The sequence below is a fragment of the Pareuzebyella sediminis genome, assembly GCF_008367235.1.
GTDB classification, from domain to species: domain Bacteria; phylum Bacteroidota; class Bacteroidia; order Flavobacteriales; family Flavobacteriaceae; genus Pareuzebyella; species Pareuzebyella sediminis.
The window spans coordinates 516,702-541,574 of record NZ_VTZS01000003.1; the positions used below are offsets into that span (position 1 = coordinate 516,702).

General features: G+C 43.1%; 12 protein-coding genes and 1 tRNA gene. 5 read left to right on the top strand and 8 right to left on the bottom strand.

Going from position 1 to position 24,873, the window contains the following annotated elements:
- The first annotated feature begins 45 nt into the window (after positions 1-45).
- Positions 46-1,104: a Gfo/Idh/MocA family protein gene (locus F2B13_RS12810; RefSeq protein WP_317131617.1), complete on the top strand. Its 1,059-nt coding sequence runs from the start codon at positions 46-48 to the stop codon at positions 1,102-1,104.
- 8 nt (positions 1,105-1,112) lie between these two features.
- Here the strand turns inward: F2B13_RS12810 and F2B13_RS12815 are convergent, their stop codons facing one another.
- Entirely contained in the window at positions 1,113-2,303 is a 1,191-nt protein-coding gene (locus F2B13_RS12815) for a C40 family peptidase (protein ID WP_149273673.1), read from the bottom strand.
- 506 nt (positions 2,304-2,809) lie between these two features.
- Between F2B13_RS12815 and F2B13_RS12820 the strand changes: the two genes are divergently transcribed.
- A complete protein-coding gene (locus F2B13_RS12820; RefSeq protein WP_149273676.1) occupies positions 2,810-3,184 on the top strand; it encodes a hypothetical protein in 375 nt (124 codons plus the stop codon).
- A gap of 49 nt (positions 3,185-3,233) precedes the next feature.
- Here the strand turns inward: F2B13_RS12820 and F2B13_RS12825 are convergent, their stop codons facing one another.
- From F2B13_RS12825 to F2B13_RS12835, 3 genes are all read right to left on the bottom strand, one after another.
- Complete coding sequence (locus F2B13_RS12825; RefSeq protein WP_149273678.1) at positions 3,234-3,680, bottom strand: GNAT family N-acetyltransferase; 447 nt, start codon at positions 3,678-3,680, stop codon at positions 3,234-3,236.
- Positions 3,677-4,606 (bottom strand): cation diffusion facilitator family transporter, encoded by a 930-nt coding sequence (locus tag F2B13_RS12830; RefSeq protein ID WP_149273680.1) that lies wholly within the window; start codon positions 4,604-4,606, stop codon positions 3,677-3,679. The genes F2B13_RS12825 and F2B13_RS12830 overlap by 4 nt, the downstream gene beginning before the upstream one ends.
- Positions 4,607-4,702: 96 nt before the next feature.
- Positions 4,703-5,134 (bottom strand): RpiB/LacA/LacB family sugar-phosphate isomerase, encoded by a 432-nt coding sequence (locus tag F2B13_RS12835; protein ID WP_149273682.1) that lies wholly within the window; start codon positions 5,132-5,134, stop codon positions 4,703-4,705.
- A gap of 622 nt (positions 5,135-5,756) precedes the next feature.
- Between F2B13_RS12835 and rnr the strand changes: the two genes are divergently transcribed.
- The 3 genes from rnr to F2B13_RS12850 all read left to right on the top strand — a co-directional run bounded on the left by rnr (position 5,757) and on the right by F2B13_RS12850 (position 9,531).
- Positions 5,757-7,949 (top strand): ribonuclease R, encoded by a 2,193-nt coding sequence (rnr, locus tag F2B13_RS12840; RefSeq protein ID WP_149273684.1) that lies wholly within the window; start codon positions 5,757-5,759, stop codon positions 7,947-7,949.
- Between the two features lie 91 nt (positions 7,950-8,040).
- Complete coding sequence (locus F2B13_RS12845) at positions 8,041-8,724, top strand: head GIN domain-containing protein (protein ID WP_149273686.1); 684 nt, start codon at positions 8,041-8,043, stop codon at positions 8,722-8,724.
- Positions 8,725-8,850: 126 nt separating this feature from the next.
- On the top strand, positions 8,851-9,531 hold the full coding sequence (locus tag F2B13_RS12850; protein WP_149273688.1) for a LysE family translocator: 681 nt from the start codon (positions 8,851-8,853) through the stop codon (positions 9,529-9,531).
- Between the two features lie 37 nt (positions 9,532-9,568).
- Here F2B13_RS12850 and F2B13_RS12855 read toward each other — a convergent pair.
- From F2B13_RS12855 to F2B13_RS12870, 4 genes are all read right to left on the bottom strand, one after another.
- A tRNA-Cys gene (locus tag F2B13_RS12855) sits at positions 9,569-9,639 on the bottom strand.
- A gap of 114 nt (positions 9,640-9,753) precedes the next feature.
- The gene (gene folB, locus F2B13_RS12860; protein ID WP_149273690.1) at positions 9,754-10,116 is read right to left on the bottom strand and encodes a dihydroneopterin aldolase; all 363 of its coding nucleotides are present in this window, start codon (positions 10,114-10,116) and stop codon (positions 9,754-9,756) included.
- Between the two features lie 88 nt (positions 10,117-10,204).
- A complete protein-coding gene (locus F2B13_RS12865) occupies positions 10,205-11,158 on the bottom strand; it encodes a PorP/SprF family type IX secretion system membrane protein (protein WP_149273692.1) in 954 nt (317 codons plus the stop codon).
- A 20-nt stretch (positions 11,159-11,178) separates the two neighbouring features.
- Positions 11,179-24,873: a T9SS type B sorting domain-containing protein gene (locus F2B13_RS12870; protein ID WP_149273694.1), complete on the bottom strand. Its 13,695-nt coding sequence runs from the start codon at positions 24,871-24,873 to the stop codon at positions 11,179-11,181.

Here is a 24,873-nt window from a genome sequence, read left to right on the forward strand (position 1 = left end):
GGCAGATAAGGTTAGAAGCAAAAATCGATAGAGAAAACGCACATTATGAAAATAAAAGTATTGGTAGTTGGCTGTGGCAATATGGGTTCTTCACATGCCAAAGCCTATCATAAATTAGAAGATTTCGAAATTGTAGGTTTGGTGAGTAGAACGCCAGAAAGCCGTGAGCGACTTTCAAAAGAACTTGGAGGATATCCCACTTTTTCCGATTATGACAATGCTCTAGAAAACACAAAGCCTGACGCAGTGTCGATCAACACCTACCCGGACACCCATGCGAACTACATTAGAAAGGCCCTCGAGGCCAATGCACATGTTTTTGTTGAAAAGCCCCTTGCCTTGACCGTTGAAGATGCCCAAGCATTAGTAGAAATGGCTCAAAAAAAAGACAAAAAAATGGTTGTGGGCTATATCCTAAGGGTTCACCCTGCTTGGGCTAAATTTGTCGAAGTGGCCAAAAGTCTCGGCAAGCCCTTGGTCATGCGCATGAACCTCAACCAACAAAGTTCCGGCGCCCATTGGCATACGCATAAGCAATTAATGAATTCGATGTCTCCGATCGTAGACTGTGGTGTTCATTATGTTGATGTTATGTGCCTTATGACGGGGTCGGTGCCATTAAGCGTAAGTGCGATAGGAGCGCGTCTTTCGGATGAGATTGATGAAAAAATGTACAACTACGGACAATTACAGGTCCGCTTTAAAGACGGTTCTGTTGGCTGGTACGAGGCGGGATGGGGACCCATGATGAGCGAAACCGCCTTTTTTGTGAAAGATGTGATCGGGCCTAAAGGTTGTGTCTCTATCATAGATGAAGCAAAAGGTGATTCAGATGACGTGGATAGCCACTCGAAAACAGGTGCGCTCAAACTGCACCATAGCATGACGGATGACCAAGGACGATTTACGAAAAAGGACGAGCTGATCGACACGTCCGATGAACCGGACCATGATGGATTATGTCTTTTGGAACAGCACTATTTTCTGAAGGCAATTCAAAATGACCTCGATCTCAAGGACCATTTGCGCGATGCCGTAAACAGTCTCCGAATTGTACTGGCGGCCGATGCGTCTTTTCGCACGGGAAAAACCATTATGCTCTAAAGGCTATTTCAATCCTTAAAAAGAGGGGTTTCCGATAGGCTAATAAGCGCCTCCCCTTTTTCCCTTAAGATTCGTTTGGTGCGCAAATAGCGTTGGCGGTTATAATCGTCATAGTTGTCGGCATTGGGATCCATGCTGCTGATTCTTACCCTATCGGATGAATGTATAAATTCATTATTGCCGATCCACATGCCCACATGCACCACTTTTTCGTTGGTAGAGTCGGTGGCTTTCCTGCCAAAGAAGAGCAAATCACCTTTCTGCAGATTTTCAAAATGTTGTACCGAATCGATTGGTTTACCCGTGTGTACCTGCTGTGACGCGTCTCTCGGTATTATCATTCCGTTCAGAAAATAAATGGTTTTCGTAAAACCGCTACAATCAACTCCTTTACTGGAGGTCCCTCCCCATAAATACGGCACTCCCATGAGTGTTTTAGAAGTCGAAACCAGTCTCTCCGGTGTAGGGTTTAAGCTGTTCAACCATTCATCATAGTTTAGGGCCTCCTCTTTTCTTATATAGGCCTCTCGACCATCAGGAAATCGAACCTGATAATACTTTTCTGTCTCGGCCAAAAGTACCAAAACATCTCCTGCGACCAAGTCGGAAACGATGCTCTTCTCTTCAAAGTCGTTAAAAGCGTGGCCATAGGTTTTGGTAAATATAATTTTATTGGAGACCCTCCATTGTTCCATTTCCTTTTTATTCATTAGAACTACCCCCCCATCATCTACCCACGATAAATATTTGTCGGGGGTTTGAATGTAGTACCATCCGCCATCTTGTTTTAGTACCCTTACGGGGGTTCCCAAAGTGGCTTGGGTTGCCAATTCTGCAGAATGTTTTGGGTTACTTCTCAAGTTGGCTACTGAATTAGTGATGACGCCCCAGGTCTTACCCCCTAATGATTTCGATGGTAGTTCTTTAATCTCTGAAATGAAAGAAATATTGGCTCTTTCTAGCCGCTCCCCTAAAGCGCTAACGGCTTCAGGCTTGTCCGTCTCTCCTTTTAAAATATATTTCGTCGCATCCGTAAAGACGTGCACATCGAAAAGCGCCGTTCTTTTATCGGGCGCGTACTGTTCTCTGACCTCCTTAATTTGTAGAAGTAGCTGCTTTTGTTTTGTTTTCGGTGAACATGAAAACAAAACGATGAATAATAATGCCAAAATGCTGATTTGTGTACCTTTTTTGTTCATTGCAGTTATATTGTGAGCATCCCTTATTAATTGAATTTATATTGAGAACCTCAAAGTTATAGAACTTTTTGCTGGAGTCGATGGTTTGCCTCGTCAAGATTATTACTATGGTAGTTCCATGTAGAGTCTAAAAGGGTTCATTGGCTAAACACAAGTTTTGTAGTGGAGTATTCATAGAATTCTAACCAAAAAAAGCCTTGATAACCTGAATTATACGGATCTGAATAAGCGCCCAAGATGTTTCAAAGACGTATCAAACCGACCATTTGGTCCCTACTATTGGGATTGGGAATTTCAAAGGCTTCAACCCTTACCCTTTAACGATAAAAAGTAATATTAGTCCGCATAAAATTGTTCGAGAGAATTGTTATTGAAAATAAAAACCGATCATATAGTCTTTTTTTATTTTTCTTTTGTAGCAACTACAAATTCGACTAAACTATTAAAAAACTGTTAATCAGTCCATAAAGTTTGGATTTTCATTATTTTATTTTATATTACCTGTTATGGTAAAGGTAGAAAAGTCAGAAAATCAGGAGTTCTTAGAGAAGTCGATCAATCATTTGGAAGCAACGGGTTTTGAAGATATTAAAGCCGATTTAGAAGGATATGAAACTCCTAAATCATATATTCGAAAAGGAAGTGATTCCAAAATCACCCCCGACATTGTCGCCCTAAAAAATGGTAGAAAATATTATTTTGAAATTAGTTTGAAGTCGGCTAAACCCAGACTTCTTAAAACTAAATGGCTCTTTTTGGATACCCTTAGTCGTATGAATTCAAACAGATTTAGAATCATAACCACTCGAGGACATTACAAATTCACCGATACTATGTTAGAAGACATTAATCTAACGAATAAAGAACCGATTAAGATTTAAAATGACACATAATTGCTAGAATAAAAATAACGGGAGTGAAATACTCCCGTTATTTTTTTAATATCATCGCAATATGGGGAATTCGGTCTTCAAGATATCCCTCTCCTATTTGTTCAAAACCCAAAGAATAATAAAATCGCTCTAAGTATAGCTGTGCAGAGACTTTCATTGTCGATTCGTTAAAATAAAATCGAATGGCCTCTATCGAGGCGTTCATAATTTTCCTTCCATAGCCAAAACTGCGTTGCGTCTTTTTAACGGCAACCCGGCCTATGGAAGCTTCATCAAAATAATCACCAGACTTAAAAATCCTGGTATAAGCTACTATTTCACCATTTTTCTTTCCGATAACATGTAGAGCTTTTTTATCCTTTCCATCGATATCCTGATACACACAGTCTTGTTCGACCACAAAAATTTCACTTCTAAGCTTCATAATATCATAAAGCTCATGAATACTTAGTTTCTCGAACTTCTTAACCGTAATATGTATCATCGATCTTGAGCTATTACTAATTTATCATCACACCTATCGAACTCTGGTTGTATACTCACATGGTTTATACCAAACTTATGGTATACTTCATCTTCAATTTTAGATAAAATGAGGTCAAATTGAGAAAGCTTAATGTCTTCGTCAAAATCGATATGTGCCTCTAAATGAATATCATTTTCATTAAGTTGCCAAAGGTGTACATGGTGTACATTTTTAACTGGTTCTATTTGGCCAATTATCTCAACAATTTTTTGCACCTGAATTTTTTGGGGTGTAAACAACATTAGTACACGCGTCGAATCTTTTAACAAATTGTATCCCATGTATATCAAATAAAGGGCTATTGCCATAGTTAGCACGGCATCTACCCAATAAAGCTGATAGAATTTCATCAAGAGGCCTCCCACAAGAACTGCCACCGAGGCCATCATATCCGTTAACAGATGAAGATAGGCTGATTTCATGTTCATGTTATGGGCAGCATCTCTTTTTATCAGAAGAACGCTAAACCCATTTGCCAGTATTCCCAATAGAGATAACCATATGACCAAATCGGACGCTATAGTTTGTGGATTGAAAAAGCGTTCTATGGCCTCTTTAATCAGGAAAATAGCTACCACAACCAAGGTCGCGGCATTGACAAAAGCAGCTATTATTTCAGCCCGCTTATACCCAAAGGTCCGTTTTGGAGATGCTTCTTTTCTAGAAAGAACGGTAGCGATATAGCTAACTACAAGCGATAGTACGTCGCTAAAATTGTGAAGTGCATCCGAAAGAAGGGATAAACTACCAGAAATAACCCCTCCTATTACCTGTGAAGCCGTAATGACAATATTGAGAAAGATAGAGATTATAAGGTTCCTTCCTTTTAGGTCGGAATGGGCATGATTATGGCTGTGCGAATGATTATGATGGGTATGGGACATATCGATCTTAAAAGTTTCGATGTCTATCGACAGAAATAGAATACTTCATTTTAAACCCCATCTTGGATTTCAATTACAAGACCCTACGGGTTCAATCTAAGAACAGGCTATTTTCTCAATGCGCCTCTCGTGGCGCCCTCCAGCAAAATCAGTTTTCAAAAACTCCTTCACCATATCTAAGGCTTGTGGTAAAGCAACAAACCGGGCTGGAATACTTAATATGTTTGCATCGTTGTGCTCTCTGGCCAATTGAACTATTTCTTTCGTCCAACAAAGGGCACATCTCACCTTTTGATGTTTGTTGGCCGTCATCGATGCGCCATTCCCACTTCCACAGACAATAATACCATAATCCACATTATTATCGTTCACATCGATTGCTACGGGATGTATAAAATCAGGATAATCCACACTATCAGTGCCATCTGTCCCATAATTTATAACCTCGACATCCATAGATTTAAGTAGCCCGAGAATGGCTAATTTATATTCTGTACCTGCATGGTCATTTCCTATAGCTATTTTCATGGGTATTATTTTAATATATCTTAACCACTTTTGCCTCTATATCAAAGGTACAAAATTGAAATGCTTTACCACATACTATGATCACTTCACAACATTCATTTTTTAACTTCTAAAAATAGCTGTTGATTTGTGTCTCTTAATTGTGGTTGGGTTGTTAATAAACTTCTAAAATAAAATCATTACTAAATTTTGATTTTTGGTTTCGAATGTTCTTTACAAAAACACTTTAAAAGAACATAACTATTTTTTTGAAACTTAATACCCACATATTATCACAGACTATCTTCTAATTAACATTCTATTAAAGTTCACTTATCAATATTTTAATGTTGATATGGGTTATCAACCTATTTTGATAACTAATTTAATCTGTTGATTAAGAGATATATCGACTTGGTACAAGTTGTCAATAAATACTACAATTGGTTAGAAGCAAGTTTTTATCTTTTTTTTTGTTAGCATTATTAACAGAGTATCATAACCATCATTTTTTATTTAAATTTTAAAAAGAAAAAATAATACTTATACTAATTGTTGATAACCTTTGGGTTTGTAAGAAAATAGAACTTACAAGGCCTGATGGAATTATAATTCGTAATTTTCGAACTTAATAATATGATGAATGTCGAAGAATAAGAAAAAGGCTAGAAACCATAGAAATAATGAGATTACCAAAGGTATCTTTACGGTACTAGAGAAAGAACCCAAAAAAAGTTTTAATTATAAACAAATAGCTTCAAAGCTCACTTTAACAAATACCCAAGACCGGAACCAATTAATAAAAAGATTGGGCCAACTAAAGGATAAAAAAAGAATAGTTGAAGAAGAACCTGGTAAATATCGTGCATTGGGTACTAATAAAAACCATCTTGAAGGGCGTGTTGACCTAACCGGTCGAGGGAACGCATATATTGTTGTAGAAGGAATTGAAGACGATATATTTGTGCCTTTCAATAAACTAAATAAGGCCTTTCACGGTGATATTGTAGAAGTTCAGGTATACACACGCAAGAAAGGTAAGAAACAAGAGGGCGAGATCATTAAAATAATCGAGAGGAAGAAAAAGGAATTCGTAGGAATTTTGGATATGCAGAAAACATTTGCTTTCGTAAGGCCTACCGATTTTAGAATGTATACCGATTTTTTTATTCCTAAGGAGAAAATAAGGGGTGCCAATAATGGCGATAAAGTTGTTGTTACCTACGAAAGTTGGCCAGAGAGCGGCGATTCCCCTATCGGAGCGGTAAAGGAGGTATTAGGAAGGCCTGGGGAGCACAATACGGAAATACATGCCATTCTTGCGGAATATGGACTTCCCTATGAATTTCCAGCTGAAGTCGAACGTTTTGCAGATACAATCGACACGACCATTAAAGAAGAAGAAATTGCGGTAAGAAGAGATATGCGTAGGGTATTGACGTTTACCATAGACCCGAAAGACGCAAAAGATTTTGATGATGCCCTTTCCTTTGAAATATTGGAAAATGGCAATTTTGAAATCGGAATACATATCGCCGATGTCTCGCATTATGTGATACCAGACACCTTGTTAGACGATGAAGCTTACGAAAGGGCGACCTCGGTATATCTTGTAGATAGGGTTGTTCCCATGCTTCCTGAAATACTCTCAAACAAAGCTTGTTCTTTGCGGCCCAATGAAGAAAAGTATACATTTTCTGCGATTTTTGAATTGAACAGGAAGGCTGAGGTTAAAAAACAATGGTTCGGAAAAACGGTAATTGATTCGAATGAACGTCTTGCCTATGAAGAAGCCCAACATATTATTGAGACAGAAAAGTCCTATATTCCAGAAGAAGTATCCATAAGGGATACGTCCTATTCACTTTCGGAAGATATCGTTGAAGCGATCCTAGAACTAAATAAATTAGCGAAGATAATGCGTAAACGACGCATGCAGCAAGGAGCGATTTCTTTTGATAAGGTTGAAGTTAGGTTTAACCTTGATAAAAATAACGAGCCGGAAGGAGTTTATTTCAAAGAGTCAAAAGAGGCCAACAAGCTCATTGAGGAGTTCATGTTATTGGCCAATAGAAAGGTGGCTGAGTATATTGGCAAACAGAAACCTGAGAAAACGTTTGTCTATCGTATTCACGATGATCCAGACGAAGATAAATTAATGGCTCTCAACGGAATTATTTCCCGTTTTGGCCATAGGTTGGATTTTAAGGATAAAAAATCGATAAGCGCATCATTAAATCAACTTTTAGCGGATGTACAGGGCAAGAAAGAACAAAATCTTGTCGATACGTTAACCATACGAAGTATGAGCAAAGCTATTTATACCACTGAAAATATTGGACATTATGGTTTGGCTTTTGATTATTATACCCATTTTACTTCACCTATCCGGCGATATCCCGATGTCATGGTACATCGCCTCTTGCTACACTATCTCAACGGAGGAAATTCAGTAAAATCAGAAGTATACGAACAGAAATGTAAACATTCCTCCGATATGGAATATTTGGCGTCAAGTGCCGAGCGTGATTCAATTAAGTATATGCAAATTAAGTTTATGCAAGATCATCAAGATCAAGAATTTGTGGGTGTAATTAGCGGCGTAACTGAATGGGGTATTTATGTAGAGATTATTGAGAACAAGTGCGAGGGCATGGTTCGAATAAGTGATATAAAGGGTGATTATTATATCTTTGATGAGAAACAATATGCAATCGTTGGGGAACGCACCAACAAAACCTATCAACTTGGTGATGAAGTTATTGTTATGGTAAAAAATACCGATTTGATAAAGCGCCATCTAGATTTTGCCCTGTTGGGAAAACCAGAGGAATAGACAATTTTTTGGAATTGATTTTGTTTATAGAATAGGGAATCGATCAAAAAGAACCTTAGGGCCTAAACGGTCTGTCTTATAAAACGAATACATGAAACAGTTCGTGTTGCTTGTGATATTATGTACTGGGTTTTTAAAGTTGTTGTCAGCCCAGAATACAGAGGTAACTAAAGATCTTACTCGGTTTACAGAGGTAAAGGCCTATGATGGGCTGTCTGTAAATTTGGTTAAATCTGATGTGAACAAGGCTGTAATTACGGGAGACAATATTCAGAAGGTTGCTATTGTAAACAATGATGGCGTACTAAAAATACGCATGCAAATAGATAAGATTTTTAGTGGATATCACACTTTTGTGGATCTTTATTACACGGAAAAACTGGTTATTATAGACGTAAACGAAGATGCCAGAATTTCATCCCAAGAGACTTTTAAACAAGATATTCTCGAGCTGAAGGCACAAGAGGGGGGAGAACTGTCGATACATGCCGAGGTAGAACAATTATTGATAAAAACGGTTACAGGAGGGGTTATTACTACTACAGGTTCCTCAGACTTGCAAGATGTTGCTATAAACACTGGAGGAGTCTACGAAGGAAAGGAATTGAAGACCAAGTTTTCTACGGTCAATGTCAACGCAGGGTCAAGGGCTGAAATTTTTGCCTCAGATTATGTGAAGGCCACAGTTAAAGCCGGAGGTGAAGTCTTAGTTTATGGGGATCCGGACAAAATGGACGAAAAAACGGTTTTCGGCGGAAAAGTCATTCGTATGTGATAGGTAATCCGCTATAGTTTTACATACTCCTCTTTCCAGTTTTTTGAACGGTAAGTAAATGTTGGGTTGTTACAAAGGTGTTTTATAGAACAAACCTAAAGGATCAACCCTCTATTGATTAAACAAATGTTAGACAATATACAGGCAGCGATTCCATTGGGCTTTTTTTTGAGCTTTATGATCGGGCCTGTTTTTTTTGTACTACTAGAAACAAGTGCCATAAAGGGCTTCAGAGCTGCTATCATTTTTGATTTAGGCGTTATTATAGCGGACGCCTTTTTCTTGGTTATCGCTTATTTCAGTAGTTTTCAGCTCTTGGAAAATCTTAGCAATCAGCCAGGACTATATGTGTTCGGGGGCGTTATACTTTTTGTGTATGGTCTCACTACTTTTTTCAAAAAACCACCAATAAATAATTCCGCTAATATAAAAACGAGCAAAAGCGATTATTTAAGTCTTTTTATAAAGGGCTTTTTATTGAACTTTATCAATATTGGTGTTCTTGTCTTTTGGCTAGGACTAATAATTGTGGTTGGCCCTAGTCTAGAAAATGATGCCACTAGTATCACGGTTTTCTTTTCCTCCATGCTGGGGGCTTATTTTGTCACTGATATTTTCAAGATTTTATTGGCGAAACAGTTGAAAAAAAAATTGACCCCGAGAAGAATCCACAGGATTAAAAAAGGACTGGGAATCATTTTATTGATTTGTGGTCTGATACTTATCGTAAAGGGTTTTTTACCGAAGGATAGCCTCAATATCGAAGAAGGTATTGAGCAAATAGAACGAAGTGTTTATGATCAATAAGAAATAAAAATCCCGCATTCTATGCGGGATTTTATTGAGGCATCGAGCGGATTCGAACCGCTGTACAAGCTTTTGCAGAGCTCTGCCTAGCCACTCGGCCACGATGCCAGATATTTAAATGGTCAAACCTTTAAGGTGGCACTAGTTATAATTCTGAATTCCGTTAGTAGCTGAAATACGAACGAAGTTGCAAAGTTAAGTGGTTTTTAATGATTTGAAAACTTAACCCTCTCTTTTTTCTTTAAGCACTACAGTGACCTTTTCAACATCTCCACCTATAGGTGGATTTATTTTGGACACGGAAACCTTAGCTCTTTTTACTATAGGTATTTCTTTAAAAATTCTACCAATTATTTTTTTAGCCACATATTCCAAAAGTTTTGAGGGTTTCCCCATTTCTTCTTTTACAATGTGGTTAATGTGTACATAATCTACAGTATCTGATAACCGGTCGGAAAGAGAAGCCTTCGAAAGATTGGCCGCAACCGTAACGTCGACGAGGTATTCACTGCCAATAGCTGTTTCTTCCTTCAAACATCCGTGATGGGCATAGACCCTTATATTTTTGACTTTAACCCTACCCACTGTCCACAATCTTTTTGCAAACTTAAGGGAATCTAATGAAAAAAAAGCATCTGCTTTCACGATTAGTTCTCGTAAAACATATGGCTTATTAGTAGGTGCATCGACAATTGCTAAGCCCTTGGAAAAGATCTACCCCAATGGTTACTACGTGGGTTCCTGTACTGTAGGAAATAATCTCGTTCAATATTATTTGATAGGAGTAGCCAAAATAAAAATTGCTTTTTTTTAGACCCGCAAAGGGCGCGATGTAAAGAGGATCACCTATTTGGTCGTTCAAAAAACGATAATTTATACCAGCATAATAATAGTCTTCAAAATCATACCATCGAAATTTTAGGTTCAAATCTGTTTCCGAACGGCCATCACTTTCAAATATTTTAAACAAAAGTGAGGGTTCAATCTCGAGGTCTGAATTCTTGTTTTTTCTATATCGATAACCAGTGTAAACGTAATAATTTCTTAGCTCATTGGGTTCATCAGCGTTGAAAGTAAATTTTGTCGGGTCTTTACCCAAAAGATTAGAGGCATTGGCACTAAAATAAAATTTACCATAACGATACATGGCACCCACATCGAAATTATTGTTAGTCGTTTGGCGATTGTTGATAACCCCTGGATCTAAATTGGCATCTATAAACTGGTCGATGTCTATCCTGAATTGGTTGAAGTTGTACGATATACCAAAAGACAAGAATTCATCGTCGTATCGGTCTAATGTTAGGTGATGGGCAAAGGAAACACGAGCTCCCTGTTGTTTGGTGTATCCATTTTTATCATTGTATAAAAAGAGTCCAATACCTGACTTTTCACCCAAACGCATATCAGCGGCCAACGATTGGGTTTGGGGGGCATCTTTAATTCCAACCCATTGGGCAAGTCCATTGAGCCTTATCTTGACATGGTCACCGATGCCCGCATACACGGGAGATAAGACAAAAGGGTTATCTGCGAGATATTGCGATAATTGGGGGGAATTGAGCTCTTGGCCCCATGAGGTTATAGAGCTTGACAAGAGCAGTAAGGTCCATAGTAATTTACGCATGGTGCATTGTAGGTTAAGTTTTATCGATATAGGGTAAAGTGGCCAAAAAATTCTCGTTCATCATTTTCACCGTTTAGCTGAATGACGTACCAGTAATCTCCCGAGGGCAGTTCTTTTTCGTTGTATTTACCATCCCATCCGGTATGATCCTGTGAAATGTGAGCCACCACCCTACCATAACGGTCATAAATTTTTATTAGTATCTCAGGGAACTGCTGTATATTCCTTGGTTTCCAAAAATCATTTTCATTATCCCCATTTGGGGTAAAGAAATTAGGAATTTCGATATCTATAAATTCTATATAGATGCTGGCCAGGGCTTCACATCCATTTTCGTCGACCACGGTAACTTCATAAGTATCTGTTCTGTTGATAACGAAGGTGTTATCGGGGCCATTATCAATATCTCCAAAATAAAAGGTATATGCCTCTCGGCCGCCTTGAGCTATAGCAGTGATTTCGTTGATGTTATTTTGCTGTAAGGTCAAGGTTAAGGGTTCAAAATCCATGATTTCAAAGTCATAGGTCTTGATACAACCCGACGATGATGCCACGGTAACGAAATGTGCTCCGGGAGTCATATCCCTGAAATAAGGGTTGAGCTGCATGTCAAGCGGATCGGTAGAATCTAAGGCATACATTACGTCTCCAGCGATAGTTTCATCCTCAAGGATAATATTGACGTAGTTATTTGGAATGGTATCGTTACAACCGTACACAGGAGTCACTTCTGCGTTGAGATTTACACCTTGATCAACAACGGCCGGCACTACGTATTCACAATCATTGGCATCCCGCACGTATACGAAGTAAGCGCCCGGGGCAAGTCCGGTGTATATCAATCTGTCTTGCTCAAAATCATCTAAATTGTTCAAGCTAGTTCTGAATGGGGCCGTGCCTCCTGTAATTTCTATGGTAATAGTACCGTCTAAATCTTCTTCACAAGTTTCAGGCGTAGTGACTACAGTAGCCACCAAAGGTTCTGGTTCAAAAATGGTGTACTGTAATTCAATAAAACAGCCATTTTGGTCTTGGGCTATTACGGTATAGGTAATTCCTGTTGGGGATCCTGGTAGTTCATCAAAAACGTTTTCGGTATCGAATTTATCCAAACGAGGTGAAATGGCGTATTGGTATCCGCCAGAACCTCCTTCAAGGGTTACCGAAATGCTACCGTCGTTCTCGCCAACACAGGTTACATTCGACACACTATCCGTATAAGTGAGCGGCAAGGGCTCGGTTATAATAACCTCTTGAGGAGGTGCCATACAATCGCCACTTGTCACGTTTACGTAATAGGTCCCGGCAGTAAGGTCTGCAAAGGTTCCCGAAGTCTGAGGACCCGCTATTCGATCGGCCGCATTAAGTGCGGTTCCGTTGTAAGCGTTATAAAGCTCATAGTTGTAATTACCTAATCCTCCTTCCGCGTCGGCGTAAATGATAGCTGTATTTTCACCTGTACAGTTTATTACCGCCGAGCTATTATCGACATACAATATCAGTTCCGGGATTGCTTCAATGCTAACGCTATTTGAAACATTGGCCGCGCAACCTTGAGCGTCTATGACATAATATTGATAGGTGCCTTCATTTCCGGCAGCTATATTGAAGGTGTGGGTATTGCCGCCGCTCATGGGCACAAAGTTCAAATTGTCGGTACTGTACTGATAGGGGCCCGTTCCACCACTGGCAGTAAGCAGCAGTTCGGCCTCGGTTGCACAGGTCATAGCGCTAGTTTGAGTTAGCGAACTGGTCACTTCGGATGGCTCGTTGATGCGCACTTGATTGGTCTCTACATCACAGTTCCAGCCATCAACGACGGTTACACTGTATACACCTTCACCTAAGCCTGTAAAAGTAGACGATGATTGTTGGCCAGAAGAGAATTCAATTGTCGCCCCTGCGGCATCGTAATAGTTCAGGCGATATTCATAGGAGCCGCTTCCTCCGCCGGTTACCACGGCGGTAACAGTACCATCCGTGTTATCATAGCACGACAAGTCGGTGACTAAGGGAATGGCATTTGCTGTTATGGGGGTAGGAGTTGCTAGCACTTCGGTATCCGTTGCAACACAACCACCGCTATCGGTTACCGTAACATCATAGTTACCCGAGGAAAGACCAGTAAACAACATGGCTTGTACATTGTTCGCGGTATAAGTCTGGCCCGAAGTCGTATTGTTCAATACGATATCGTAGGGCCCATAACCACCAGTTACGTCCACTAAAATTTCTCCTTGGTCATCGGTACAAGTAGCACTTCCTACAGGAGTTGCATCGGCGACAAGCGGCATGTCTGGAGATGCTATGGTTATTGTGTTCGAATCTTCAAAACATCCTGGAGCCGTGGTTTCCGTGACCCTTACGAAATAGTTTCCGCCAGATAGCCCTGTAATGGCCATTGGATTGGTGGACGTGTTACCAGATCCCGTCTGAACACTTGCGCCCGCTTGTGTGAGTACTTCGTAATCATAGGAGCCAGAATAACCGGTTATATTTATTTCAACGATGCCATTGCTATCCCCAAAGCAGGTGACCGATGATGTCGGCGTAGCGACGACGTCGATAAGGTCATAAGGCAAAATTTCATAAGGGGCAGTATCAACATAACATCCCGTGGCAGTATCCGTAATTCTAAAAGTATAACTTCCCACCGCAGTCAAGTTATAATTTGCCGTTGTATTGGTGGAAGCCGTTTGTACGCCGTTCGGATTTCCGATAGGTAGCAATTCGAAGGTGTAAACATGTGGGTTTCCATCGTCGGCTACGGTAATTAGCACCTCTTCCGGCCCAGCACATGTAATCGATGCAACTTGGGACACCGTAGGCACAAAAGAATTGATCGGGTCAATGGTTTGGGTCGGCAAGAGAAATGTACATCCGTTGGCATCACGAATCTCAAAGTCGTAAGTCCCTGCGTTTAGCACGTCATAGGTAAATACTGTTCCACCGGTAGGCAGGAAGCTACCGCCATTAACCCTGTAAAAATAATCGGGTGTTCCTGTTCCAGGTGTAATAGTGATCTCAATCTGGGCTACTTGTTCCGCATTATTCATATCACAGGCAAACGGTACCACATTGGTCACATTGGCGTCTAGGGCAATTGGCTCAATAATGGTAACCTGATCAGTGGCGATACAGTTTCTGTTTGAGGTTACCGTAATATCATATACACCCGCTGCAAGACCCGTAAACAGGTTTGAAAGTTGTGTAATGGTAGTGGAACCATCCGTAATTTCAAAAGTATAGGGAGGGTTGTCGTTTACACCAACACTGGGTGGTGCCAAGTTCACGGTAATTGTGCCGTCGGAGGCACCTGGACAACTCACATCCGTCTTGTCGGAGGCAAGTAACGTTACCGGCGTCGGCTCTTCTAAAGACACTGGAGCATCTGCTGTACAGGATGTCGCTGTTATGGGTGTATCCGTAACACGAACAATGTAATTGCCAAAAGGAACCCCTGTAAACTGGTTTCCTGTAGGTGTCAGACCTGTATCGGCCATGGTCGAGGCATTGAGCAATGAAACAGCGTTGCTTGCATCACCTCCGATAACAGTATACTGAATTATACCATCGTTGGTGTTACAGGAGGGTTGACTGACCACGTCGGCCGTAATTCGCAATTCGGGATCGATTGTTATATTTTCAACTTCTCCACATCCGTTGGCATCCCTAATTTCAATAGCATATATCCCTGAAGTCAGGTTGGTGTAAGTGTATGGAAAACCGAGGATACTTTGAAAGGCGGATCCATTGATGCTCATGGTATAAGGGCTAATTCCGTTATTTGTTGCGTCTAGGGAAACAGTAATCGAGAAACTACCTTCGTCTGCGCATTTATCGTCGAGCGCAAGTGTAATATCAGGTAAGGTATCCGCGCCAACCGTAACGGCCAAAGGCGCTGCAATGATACACCCATTACTGTCCCTGGCATAAATATCCCAATCGAGACTCACCGCAGGGTCCAATTCTACAGTAGCATCGAACGGAAAACTTCCGGGTATTCCGGCTCCGCTTATTGTGGCGCCATAGGTATAGGGTGCAGTACCTCCTGTCGCCTGTACGGTAACGATGGCGTTGGCTTCGTTACAATTGGCATTTACATTGTCTACTAATTGAAGGCTTATCGGTTCGGGTGCGTCAACGGTAACGGTATTTGTCTCGGCTACACACTGAGGATATGCTGTCTCGGTGATTTGAACGGTATAGGTGCCTGCGGGCAAAGATGTTGGCACACCGAAAGTGTAAGGGTCGCTGGTGGCGTTGTCGGCACCTGAAGCTCCGGCAATAAACCCTCCGAAATTATCCAAAACCTGATAGTTAAAGGTCCCGGTGTACCCCGTTATTGTCACTTCAATCGTTCCGTCAGCACTTTCACTACATGTTGCATCGCTGATTACCGTGGCTGTGGCGTCAATTAGGTCAAACGGGGCAACAACGTGTTCGACCGTGACCGAACAGTTGGTAACCGTATCCGTTATCTCATAAGCATAGGTGCCAGGCTGATTAATAGTGATGTTTGTGGGATCGGCAATAACGGCACCGCTTGGAAGCTCGGTATATATGTACGAGCCTGATCCGTTCGCCGCCACTATTTCAATAATTTCAGCACCATTGTTACAATCAATGGCTTGAATCTGATTGATTGAAGCGGTAACTTGCTGGACAACCGGAATAGGTACTGTTTCAGAATCCGTACAACCGTTGGCATCCCTTACGACCACATTGATGTCCGGTGACCCGAACGGTACCTGATATGAATTGCTGGCCTGATAATTGGCACCGTTGTCAAAGCTATATACGTAAGGGCCAGTACCTGAAGGGTTGCCCAAACCATCATTATTTACAGTCACCGTGATTGTACTTGCGGAATCGTCGCAACTGAAAGCAGAGGCTGAAGCCGATATGTCCAGTTGGGAAGGCTCGGCGATATCTATGCTTTGAGTATCGTCGCAGCCTTTGCTCGAAACGACCGTTACATTGTATGTACCTTGGGTGAGCCCAGTAAACACATTGGACGCCTGAGTAGTTGTTCCTCCATCCAAACTATAGAGATAGGGAACATCTATGTTACCAGGGGCGAGTGTAACCGTTATGGTTCCATCGCTTCCTCCAAAGCAGCTCACGTCTGTTGCTTCTAGGCTGAAGGCGGGTACAGAGGGTGCTGGAAGCGTTATCGATACTTGGGCCGTACAATTTGTAACGGTATCTTCAACCTCAAAAGTATAGTTTATAGAGTGGGTCAGGCCTATGAATATTCCCGAAGCATTCGTCGGACCTGCAGGAGTAATTTGGGTATAACTGTAGGTGCCCGAGCCTCCGTTTGCCGTGACGGTTACTTCACCAGAATTGGCCGGATTACAAAATTCGTCAGCCGTAAGGTTGGCCAAAACGGTCAACGGGGCAAAAAGAGTGATGTTTTCAAGCTCACCACAACCATTGGCATCCAAAATTTCAAATGTGTGGGCCCCGGAGGAAAGTCCCGTGACTATCATCGTATCGCCGGCATTCGCTAAAGCCGGGGCTGCCTGGGGTGCAGCCCCATCGACACGAATGGAATAAGGCGCAATACCCCCTACGTCCAGTGTTATCGTTGCGGAGAAAGTCCCTTCGTCCGCCGTGCATTGATCAGCGGCCACCACACTAATTTCAGAAGAAGGATCGGTTGGAACTACCACCCCGTCGGATTGTATACAATTGTTGGCATCTTTGATATACACGGTGTAATTGCCTCCTTCGACGTTAAAGACATTGGTGGAACCACCAGACCATGTTGCCGCCGTCGGAGCCGGATCGGTAGCCAAGGCTATCTGATATTCGTAGGGAGCGGTTCCAAACTGACCTACGGCCGACACTTGTCCGGCGTTCGTATAACAGTTATCATTTCTTTCAAGGGCGGCCGTAACTTGCAACAAATTGGTCGATTCGGTAATCGTAAATTGTGCGGAAGCGGATGTACATCCGGCAAAGGTTCCACCAACTTCGGTAAACAAGATGTAATACACCCCATAGGGCAGAGGACCAAGGTTCGACACACTGACGCCTGTTCCTACGCCGGGAGGGTTTACGGCAGAGGAACCGGTAATACCGGTAGTCAGGTTTGACTGTGAATTAAAGATTTCATAATCTACACTCGTGGCATCTCCGGCATAATTATCAAAGGTAAAGCTTACGTTGCCATCGGCACTTCCCGTACACGTAATATTGTTCACCGCATCGAGGGTGGCGGTTAGATTGGAGGGCGAGTCAATAGGGGCCGCCGCGGTTTCAAAATAATAACAATTAGTCGTAATGTCATGTACCACAAAGGTGTAGGTAATACCCGGGGTTAGACCTGTGAACGTGCGAGTGGGCCCATTTGAAACGTCTGGCGGGAAATAGGTGGAGGCATAGGGCACCCCAAAACTATCAAGAATGCCGAATTCGTAATTGGTGCCTAGAATCGCGGTTGTTACGGTAACCACAGCGGTACCCCCTGTGACACAGTCCGCTGTTGCCGTAGAAACATCGATGTCAAGGTCGTCTGGCGGTGAAGCGATAATGTTGGTGGTTACAACGGAGCAACCGTTTGCGTCAACCACATCTACTTCATAGATTCCGAACTCAAGAATGGTAAAGGTATAGTCACCACCCGTTGGCTCGACTTGCGAGGCACTATAACCGTTGTTTCCGGTGAGGTAATAGGTAAACCCAAGGGTACCGCCCGTAACGTTTTCAACCGTGATCGATCCTGGGTTGGTGCCAGATGACGTATCACAAGTAATTGGCATCAAATTGATGTTATAGGTTATGGGATCGGGCTCTCCGATTACAATAACTTCCATGTCAGAACACGACTTCGCATCGGTGACTGTCACTTCGTAGGTGCCTGCGGGCAAACCAGAAGTTTGACTACCGTAGTTTGTACTAGTGGTGGTGTTAACCACAGATATAGCGTATGGGGCCACTCCCCTTGTATTGTCTAGATTGATCTGAATCGAAGCCCCTGCATCACCGTTACATAAGATATCGGCGGTCTGAACTATAGAAGTAATATCCGGGGAATCAATAGGTTCGATTACGGCTTGTGCACTCACGGCACAGCCCCTATTGTCTGTAACCCTGAATAGGTAGGTGCCTGCAGATGGTGTCGTGTAGGAAAACCCACTACCAACGATTGCTGTTGGTAAAGACCACGAAGCTCCCGCGTCAGAACTCACTTCATAGGCGGCATAGGGTGTGTAACCATTTGCTATGGCAACATCGATAATGGCGTCTGGGGAAGCCGTACAGTCCAAGGCCTTGCTGACTATTGCACTTGCAGTTAATTGAGGTTCTATGGTTCCGGTGATGACGTTGGAAACGCATCCGTAAGCATCGGTAACCTGAATGTTATAAGTACCAGGTATTAGGTTTGAAATCGAAATCGGACTTCCACCGGACGAGGTTAGCGCCCCTCCGTTGATGCTATAGGAATAAGGGGCCACACCGTCCGTAACATCAATTAATAACATTGCTTGATCAGTGCCATCAAAACAATAATCGGAAGAGGCACTAACGGCAATTGTAGGAGTTTCCGCCGGGTCAATGATTATTGGCCGGTCAACAACACACCCACCTGCATCACGAACATAAATGGTATAAGAACCTGAAGGCACGTTGGTAAATGTGCTAGACCCCTGATAAGGATATACAATGGCGGGGCCGACCGTATTCTCCAATTGGTATTCGTAGCTGCCCCACCCTCCCGTGGCAGAGACAGAAATTGTGGCATTTTCGATACAGGTTACCGGAGTATTGGTAAAGGAGAAACCCAAAGCCGCTGCAGGACCGTCAACGGTGACAACCGAGGTGTCCGTACAGTTCGTGGTATCGTCCGTGATGGTTACTGTATAGGTGTCTGCCACCAATCCGGTGACGGCAACGGGTACGGTCAGGTTAATATTGGTTTGACTCTGAACGATGGTCGCCGAGCTGTTTTCTACCGTATAACTATAGGTTGATACAAAGTCGGTGACGGTAAAGGTAAATTCGCCATCCGAGAGGCCAAAGCAGCTCACATTACCGGTCAACTGGGAAAGTACGCTTACCCTTGGAATGTCAGCTACTGTATAGTTCTCTAGTATCGTACAACCCCTATCATCTGTTACTTGAAATGTATAGGTTCCTGGGGTTAGACCTGAGAACAGGTTGTTGCCGCCATTGTTTACGACGCTGGCTGCCGGAGCGATAATTTCGTACATCAAAGGGGCGGTACCACCGGTTACCGTAACGGTAACGTCGGAGACCACGGCCGGGCAAACCGGAGAAGTCTGTGCAAAATTTAAATCCGTTGGAGGATCTAAAGAATCGATGGTTACAGCTGGGGTTTGGGCGATACAGCCGTTGGAATCCCTTACGGTTATCGTGTAGGTGCCGGCCGTTATGTTCGTATTAAAAGTGTCGGAGGCTTGAAAATTTATGCCATCGATACTAAAGGTATATCCTGGGGTTCCTCCGCCATAGTTAATGACCTGAAGTACTGCAGAGGTATTGTCACAGCGATAGTCTTGAACTACATCAATGGTGCCAGGAAGCAATACCGGCGGGGCATTTAAGGTAATATCATCCGTAACGACACATCCCTTGGCATCGGTTACCGAATAGGCATATGTTCCCGCAGAAAGGCCGGTGTAAGTGGCTTGGGCTGAAGGGGCGCTACCATCGAATACAATTTGGTAGGGAGGGGTGCCTCCCGAAATTTGTAATTCGGCGATTCCGTCAGTACTGCTATTACACAGGGGATCTGTGGATATTTCGTTGACCGTTGGAGGAGTATTGGCCGTTACCGCTACCTGGTTGGTGGTTACGGTGCAGCTTTCACTATCGGTAATTACAAATTCATAGGTTCCGGCGGTCGTGGTGAAGTATGAAAAGGGATTACTAGGAGCGGCAACAGCGGCTTGTATCGAGCTGCCGTCACGGAAAACCTCATAAGTGAAACTAGGATTTCCCCCTGTAATAGTGACATTTATTTCCGCATCGGGCGTTGCGCTACAGTCAAGGTCTTTGATAAGGCTGGCCGAGGCGGCTAACGTTGGAAACACGTCGATACTGGCCGAGCCCGTACAATTTTTGCCGTCTATAACCTCAACGGTATAGCTTCCAGGTCCTAAACCTGTAAAACTGGTATTGCTTTGATAGGACCCTCCATTTAGCCGGTACTGAAATGGAGCAACCCCACCGGAAACAACATTGGCCGTCAAAGTAAGGCCTGTCGTACTATCGTAACAAAGGCTATTGGCCGACACATCTAGATTGGGAGATACCAAAGGTGTCAAAGCGAAGGTCTGGGTGACCTCACATCCTCCGGCATCCCTGACCGTAACGATATAGTTTCCTGAAGTGTCCGTCAGCCCCGTAAAAGAGTTGGTAGGTTGGGGTCCGGTAACAGCGCCACTTGGGTCTTCAAGCTCATATTCAAAGCCGCCCCACCCATCTGAAGCTGTAATCACGACCGAACCGGGGTTAGTTCCTGTTGCTGAACAAGTAATATCGGTAACATCCAGATTTGAAATGACCAAGGCCGATGGCGGTGCGGAAACCGTAATGCTCGTTGTGTCCGTACAGTTGGTGTCGTTATCGGTTACCGTTATGCTGTAGGTTCCTGCTGACAGGCCCGATAAGGGTATGGTGTTCGAGGTTTCGGCATTCACCGAAACGGTGGTTGGCCCCGTAATTTCATAGTCATAAGACATGGTGAAATCTGATACGGTAAAGGTAATGGCCCCATCGGAAAGGCCGAAACAAGTTACATTGTTGTCTAATTGCCCGTTGACCGTTAAGGGTATGGTTGGGGCTATGGTATAGCTTTCAGAAATGGAACAGCCTTTTGCATCGCTTACCCTAAAGGTATAAGTGCCCGCCGAAAGTCCCGAAAACACGGCGTTGTTCCCATTGTTTACCACATTTGCAGCTGGAGCGGTTATTTCATAGGTGAAGGGAGCGTTTCCGTCAAGTACCGAAACCGTGACATCTGAAGTCAGTGCCGGACAGAGAGGCTGTGTAGCCATAAAGGTTAAGTCGCTAGGCTCATTTAGCGGCGCTATCGTAATCGGGTCGGTAAGGAAAGTACAACCGGCGTTGTCACGTACGGTAATGGTGTACGTTCCATCGATTAAATTTTCAAAACGATTTGCATTTGGAGTGCTATCGGGAGTAAAGTTAATACCATCTATGCTATATGAATAAGGAGCCGTTCCTCCTGTAACATTTTGTGCTTCGATGATAGCGTCTTGGGTACAGGTATACTCTTGAATCAGCACCGAGGTCGCGTCCAACCCAGTAGAGGGAGTGCTAATTGTATGGTATTCAAAATAATCGCATGAGGCACTGCCCTTACGCTGGTTAATGACCACCGCATAGTCGCCTGCAGGAAGTCCTGGAAAATTTCCAGAAGCATTGGTCGCAATGGCATTGGTATAATCATAATTATCTTCGTCAAAAGTGGTTCCGTCGAAGAGATAATAGGTAAGTTGATAGCCATTATCATCTACCAAATTGAACTGAATCGCTCCCGTGGCATCCCCAAAGCAAAGTACATCAGTCACCGAGGTCGGGTCGTATTCTGCCGCGGGCCTAAATTCAATTTCTACCGTATTCGAAAAGGCAACACAGTTATTTCGATCGACGACAATAAAGGTGTAGAAACCGGGGTCGTAAATATCGAAAATTTGACTCGTTTGATATTCAGAAGCGGGGATTTCACTTGGATTGTTATATGAAGTGACTGATACCCCGTTATCGTCTGTATATGACCAAATAGCATAGGTGTGCGGCGTCTTTCCGCCATCGGAACTCATGAGAATATTGCCCTCTTTACACGTAATGTGTTGTGAGACCCTGGCTTCGATAGCCAGATCGGTATTGTCAATAATCTCAACTTGACCTGTTTCAGCGCAACCATCGTCGGTGGTCACCATATAGTCATATATTCCAGGGTTTAGGTTGGTGAACGTATAGGTGTTGTCGTCTGACGGGCCAAAGGTGTCGACCGTGTTTCCGCCCTGCGATACCTCATAGTAATATTGGCCTACCGCATTCAAGGCAGAAAGCGTTATCGAACCGAAACCTGTACAGGAGGCATCGGTTTTTTCGACATCAACATTGAATATACGGTTCAAGATACCGATATCTGGTGTGCTGAAAATACAGGCACCATCGATTGGGTTGCCCGACCCATCTAATTGTACGACATCAACGCGATACGAACCGTTGCCTGCAATATCAAAACTAGGGCCGCCATTGGCGCTAAAGGGAACGATGATTGAATTGGTCGATACATTGACCAACTGATAGCCATAATTACTTCCTAAATTTGTGATAGTAATGTTGCCATCATTTCCGCATAGCATATCGGTCTTGTTATATTGAATGTCAAGGGTGTTCTGAAAGACATCGAAATAATACCGGTTAAAACATCCGTTCTGGTAGTTAATTACCAATCGGTATTTTCCTGCAGTATTGGCTGTATAGTCGCTACCGGTAGCGACTTGGTTCCAGACACAAGTGAGATTTTTATTGGCGCAATCATCCGGAGCTGCATCACAGCTCGCCTCATCCAACTTTTCCCAAGACATACTCTGTGCGTCGAGAATATTTATTTGAATAGGCTGTTCATCGTTGGAACCACAGAGGAATATTTTTGGCAGTAAATCACCGTCAACTGAACATTGCACGATTTCCCCCTGAATGTCGTTTGTTGGATCGGCATCGTTATTAATGGTGTTGTAGTACTCAATGATGGGGTTGGTTCGATCGCTTCCGAAGCGCTCGACTACCATTATTTCCTTAAAGCCCTTACAAGGGTCGGCTACAATTTTATCGACGATATAAGTACCCTCTTGGGAAACGGTCATCGTACTGGGATCATTATCGGGATCGCCGTCGGTTATCGTGGTGTCGGTCGCATCGAAAACGCCATTTCCGTTATCATCACGTTTCCAGATATAATCATCAAAATTGTCACCGGCATCTAGTACAACGCTGTCGCCGCACAGTTGAACCGTGCGCGAAAAACTACAATCGGAAAGATCATCCAATAAAAAGTTGGTGGCGCCTGGAACGATGAAACCGCAGTTGTCGAAATCTGTAACGCTAGGATCATCCGTAATTTGATTGCTGTTTATGGCACCACGATAGGTAGAATAGGCCAAATTTTGAATAAGATCCGAACAGGCATCGATAAAGTCAAAGCAGTTTTCTGCCACTTGAACCCGCATGCGGATTTGGGCAATTGGATCACCCTGATTTACGAGGTAATCGGGTATGGTAAAGATGACCTCTCTTAAGGCCTCGTTATAGACATACGTAGTGCCAGGCGGCATGGTAATATTCGATTCGTCCAAGGTCACATTTATTGGCAACACATCTCGAATAGTATAATTTGTAGCATCGTCGTTGCCGATGTTTTCAAAGGATAGGACGTAGTCCAGCAATTGTCCCAAGTGAACACCTTGTCCTGTAATGTCGTTACCCGAAATGTCTTCTACCTTCTTTTCCAAGACGATATTGGGTTCGATAATTTCAACGGCAAATACCGCCAGAAAAGAGCCATATCCATCCCCGGTAGATGTAAACCGTAAGATGGCACCGCTTTCGCTATTGGGCAAAACCGAATTTAAGGGGTTGTTGAGGGTGAACAAATCGATATCGGTACCGAGGGTGTTTGTGCCATAGGGCGTTCTCGTCGGTACCTCGTTCCCATCATTGGTAATGGTGGAATTGAAAAAGTTATTTGCCGGATTGAGCCCGGTTGATAAATTGGTAAAGCTTCCGCTGGAATTCGCCCTTAAAAAAAAACGATCATTAGTTATTCCGCGATCTCCTTCCAGTGCCGCTACCCCTATTCTTGCGCGTACGGGGAACGGGTTTGGTAATGTCCGGAAGCCGTTTACTGCAACATCGACATTTCCGGCTGCGCTCGACATACCCGCATATCCGTCGAATGTTGATATGAATTTACCGGATTCATTAGGGTTTTCGTAGATAATGACCATTACCCATCCTGCCGAACTAGACCCCTGTCGGCGTCCCTTAGTGGCCCTTACATTGGCAACGGTATATTCACCGTTCGGATTGGTGTTGGAACGTACCAGGTCCGTGACATTTTTATAACATATATAAGGAGAGTCCTTGAATGAATTATTGATGTTGGTGTAATCATAGCCATCATAGATAATGTCGTCTTCCTGACCCACAGGATCCGCAGCAGTATCGGCAGTCAAGTCGACATAACTGCCACCTGGCACACGAAATTTTATGTTGAACCAATCTTCTATTCTAGGGGTGCCACTAAACGGGGCGCCTCCGTTCGTACTGCGTTCATTTGGATATGTTGCTGCCCAATAAAGCCCAGCATATCGTACTTGGGAACAAGAGGGGTCACTTATATTAAGTTCTGCGCTACTGGAGCTAAAGGTTGAAGGGTCCCCGTCGATATCGATATATTCCATCCATAGCGAATTATTATTCGCTGTCCCGTTATAGGGGTCGTTTGCTTGGGCGGGATTTGATTCTGAAGCACGGTTCAGAATATTGTTTCCGACGAATTCAATATCACCCCTTATCTCGATATTGCCCCCATTTAATCGTGGAGTAAAGGGAGCTACTTCTTGGGAGTAGGAATTGTAAAAAGCACACAAAAACCCAAATAATAGTAAGTACTTGTAATATGATGGAATATTCTTCTTGTTCAT

Bases quoted from the DNA above. Each gene is read 5' to 3' on its own strand.
- F2B13_RS12810 (WP_317131617.1), top strand. From the start codon at position 46: ATGAAAATAAAAGTATTGGTAGTTGGCTGTGGCAATATGGGTTCTTCA.
- F2B13_RS12815 (WP_149273673.1), bottom strand. From the start codon at position 2,303: ATGAACAAAAAAGGTACACAAATCAGCATTTTGGCATTATTATTCATC.
- F2B13_RS12820 (WP_149273676.1), top strand. From the start codon at position 2,810: ATGGTAAAGGTAGAAAAGTCAGAAAATCAGGAGTTCTTAGAGAAGTCG.
- F2B13_RS12825 (WP_149273678.1), bottom strand. From the start codon at position 3,680: ATGATACATATTACGGTTAAGAAGTTCGAGAAACTAAGTATTCATGAG.
- F2B13_RS12830 (WP_149273680.1), bottom strand. From the start codon at position 4,606: ATGTCCCATACCCATCATAATCATTCGCACAGCCATAATCATGCCCAT.
- F2B13_RS12835 (WP_149273682.1), bottom strand. From the start codon at position 5,134: ATGAAAATAGCTATAGGAAATGACCATGCAGGTACAGAATATAAATTA.
- rnr (WP_149273684.1), top strand. From the start codon at position 5,757: ATGTCGAAGAATAAGAAAAAGGCTAGAAACCATAGAAATAATGAGATT.
- F2B13_RS12845 (WP_149273686.1), top strand. From the start codon at position 8,041: ATGAAACAGTTCGTGTTGCTTGTGATATTATGTACTGGGTTTTTAAAG.
- F2B13_RS12850 (WP_149273688.1), top strand. From the start codon at position 8,851: ATGTTAGACAATATACAGGCAGCGATTCCATTGGGCTTTTTTTTGAGC.
- F2B13_RS12865 (WP_149273692.1), bottom strand. From the start codon at position 11,158: ATGCGTAAATTACTATGGACCTTACTGCTCTTGTCAAGCTCTATAACC.
- F2B13_RS12870 (WP_149273694.1), bottom strand. From the start codon at position 24,873: ATGAACAAGAAGAATATTCCATCATATTACAAGTACTTACTATTATTT.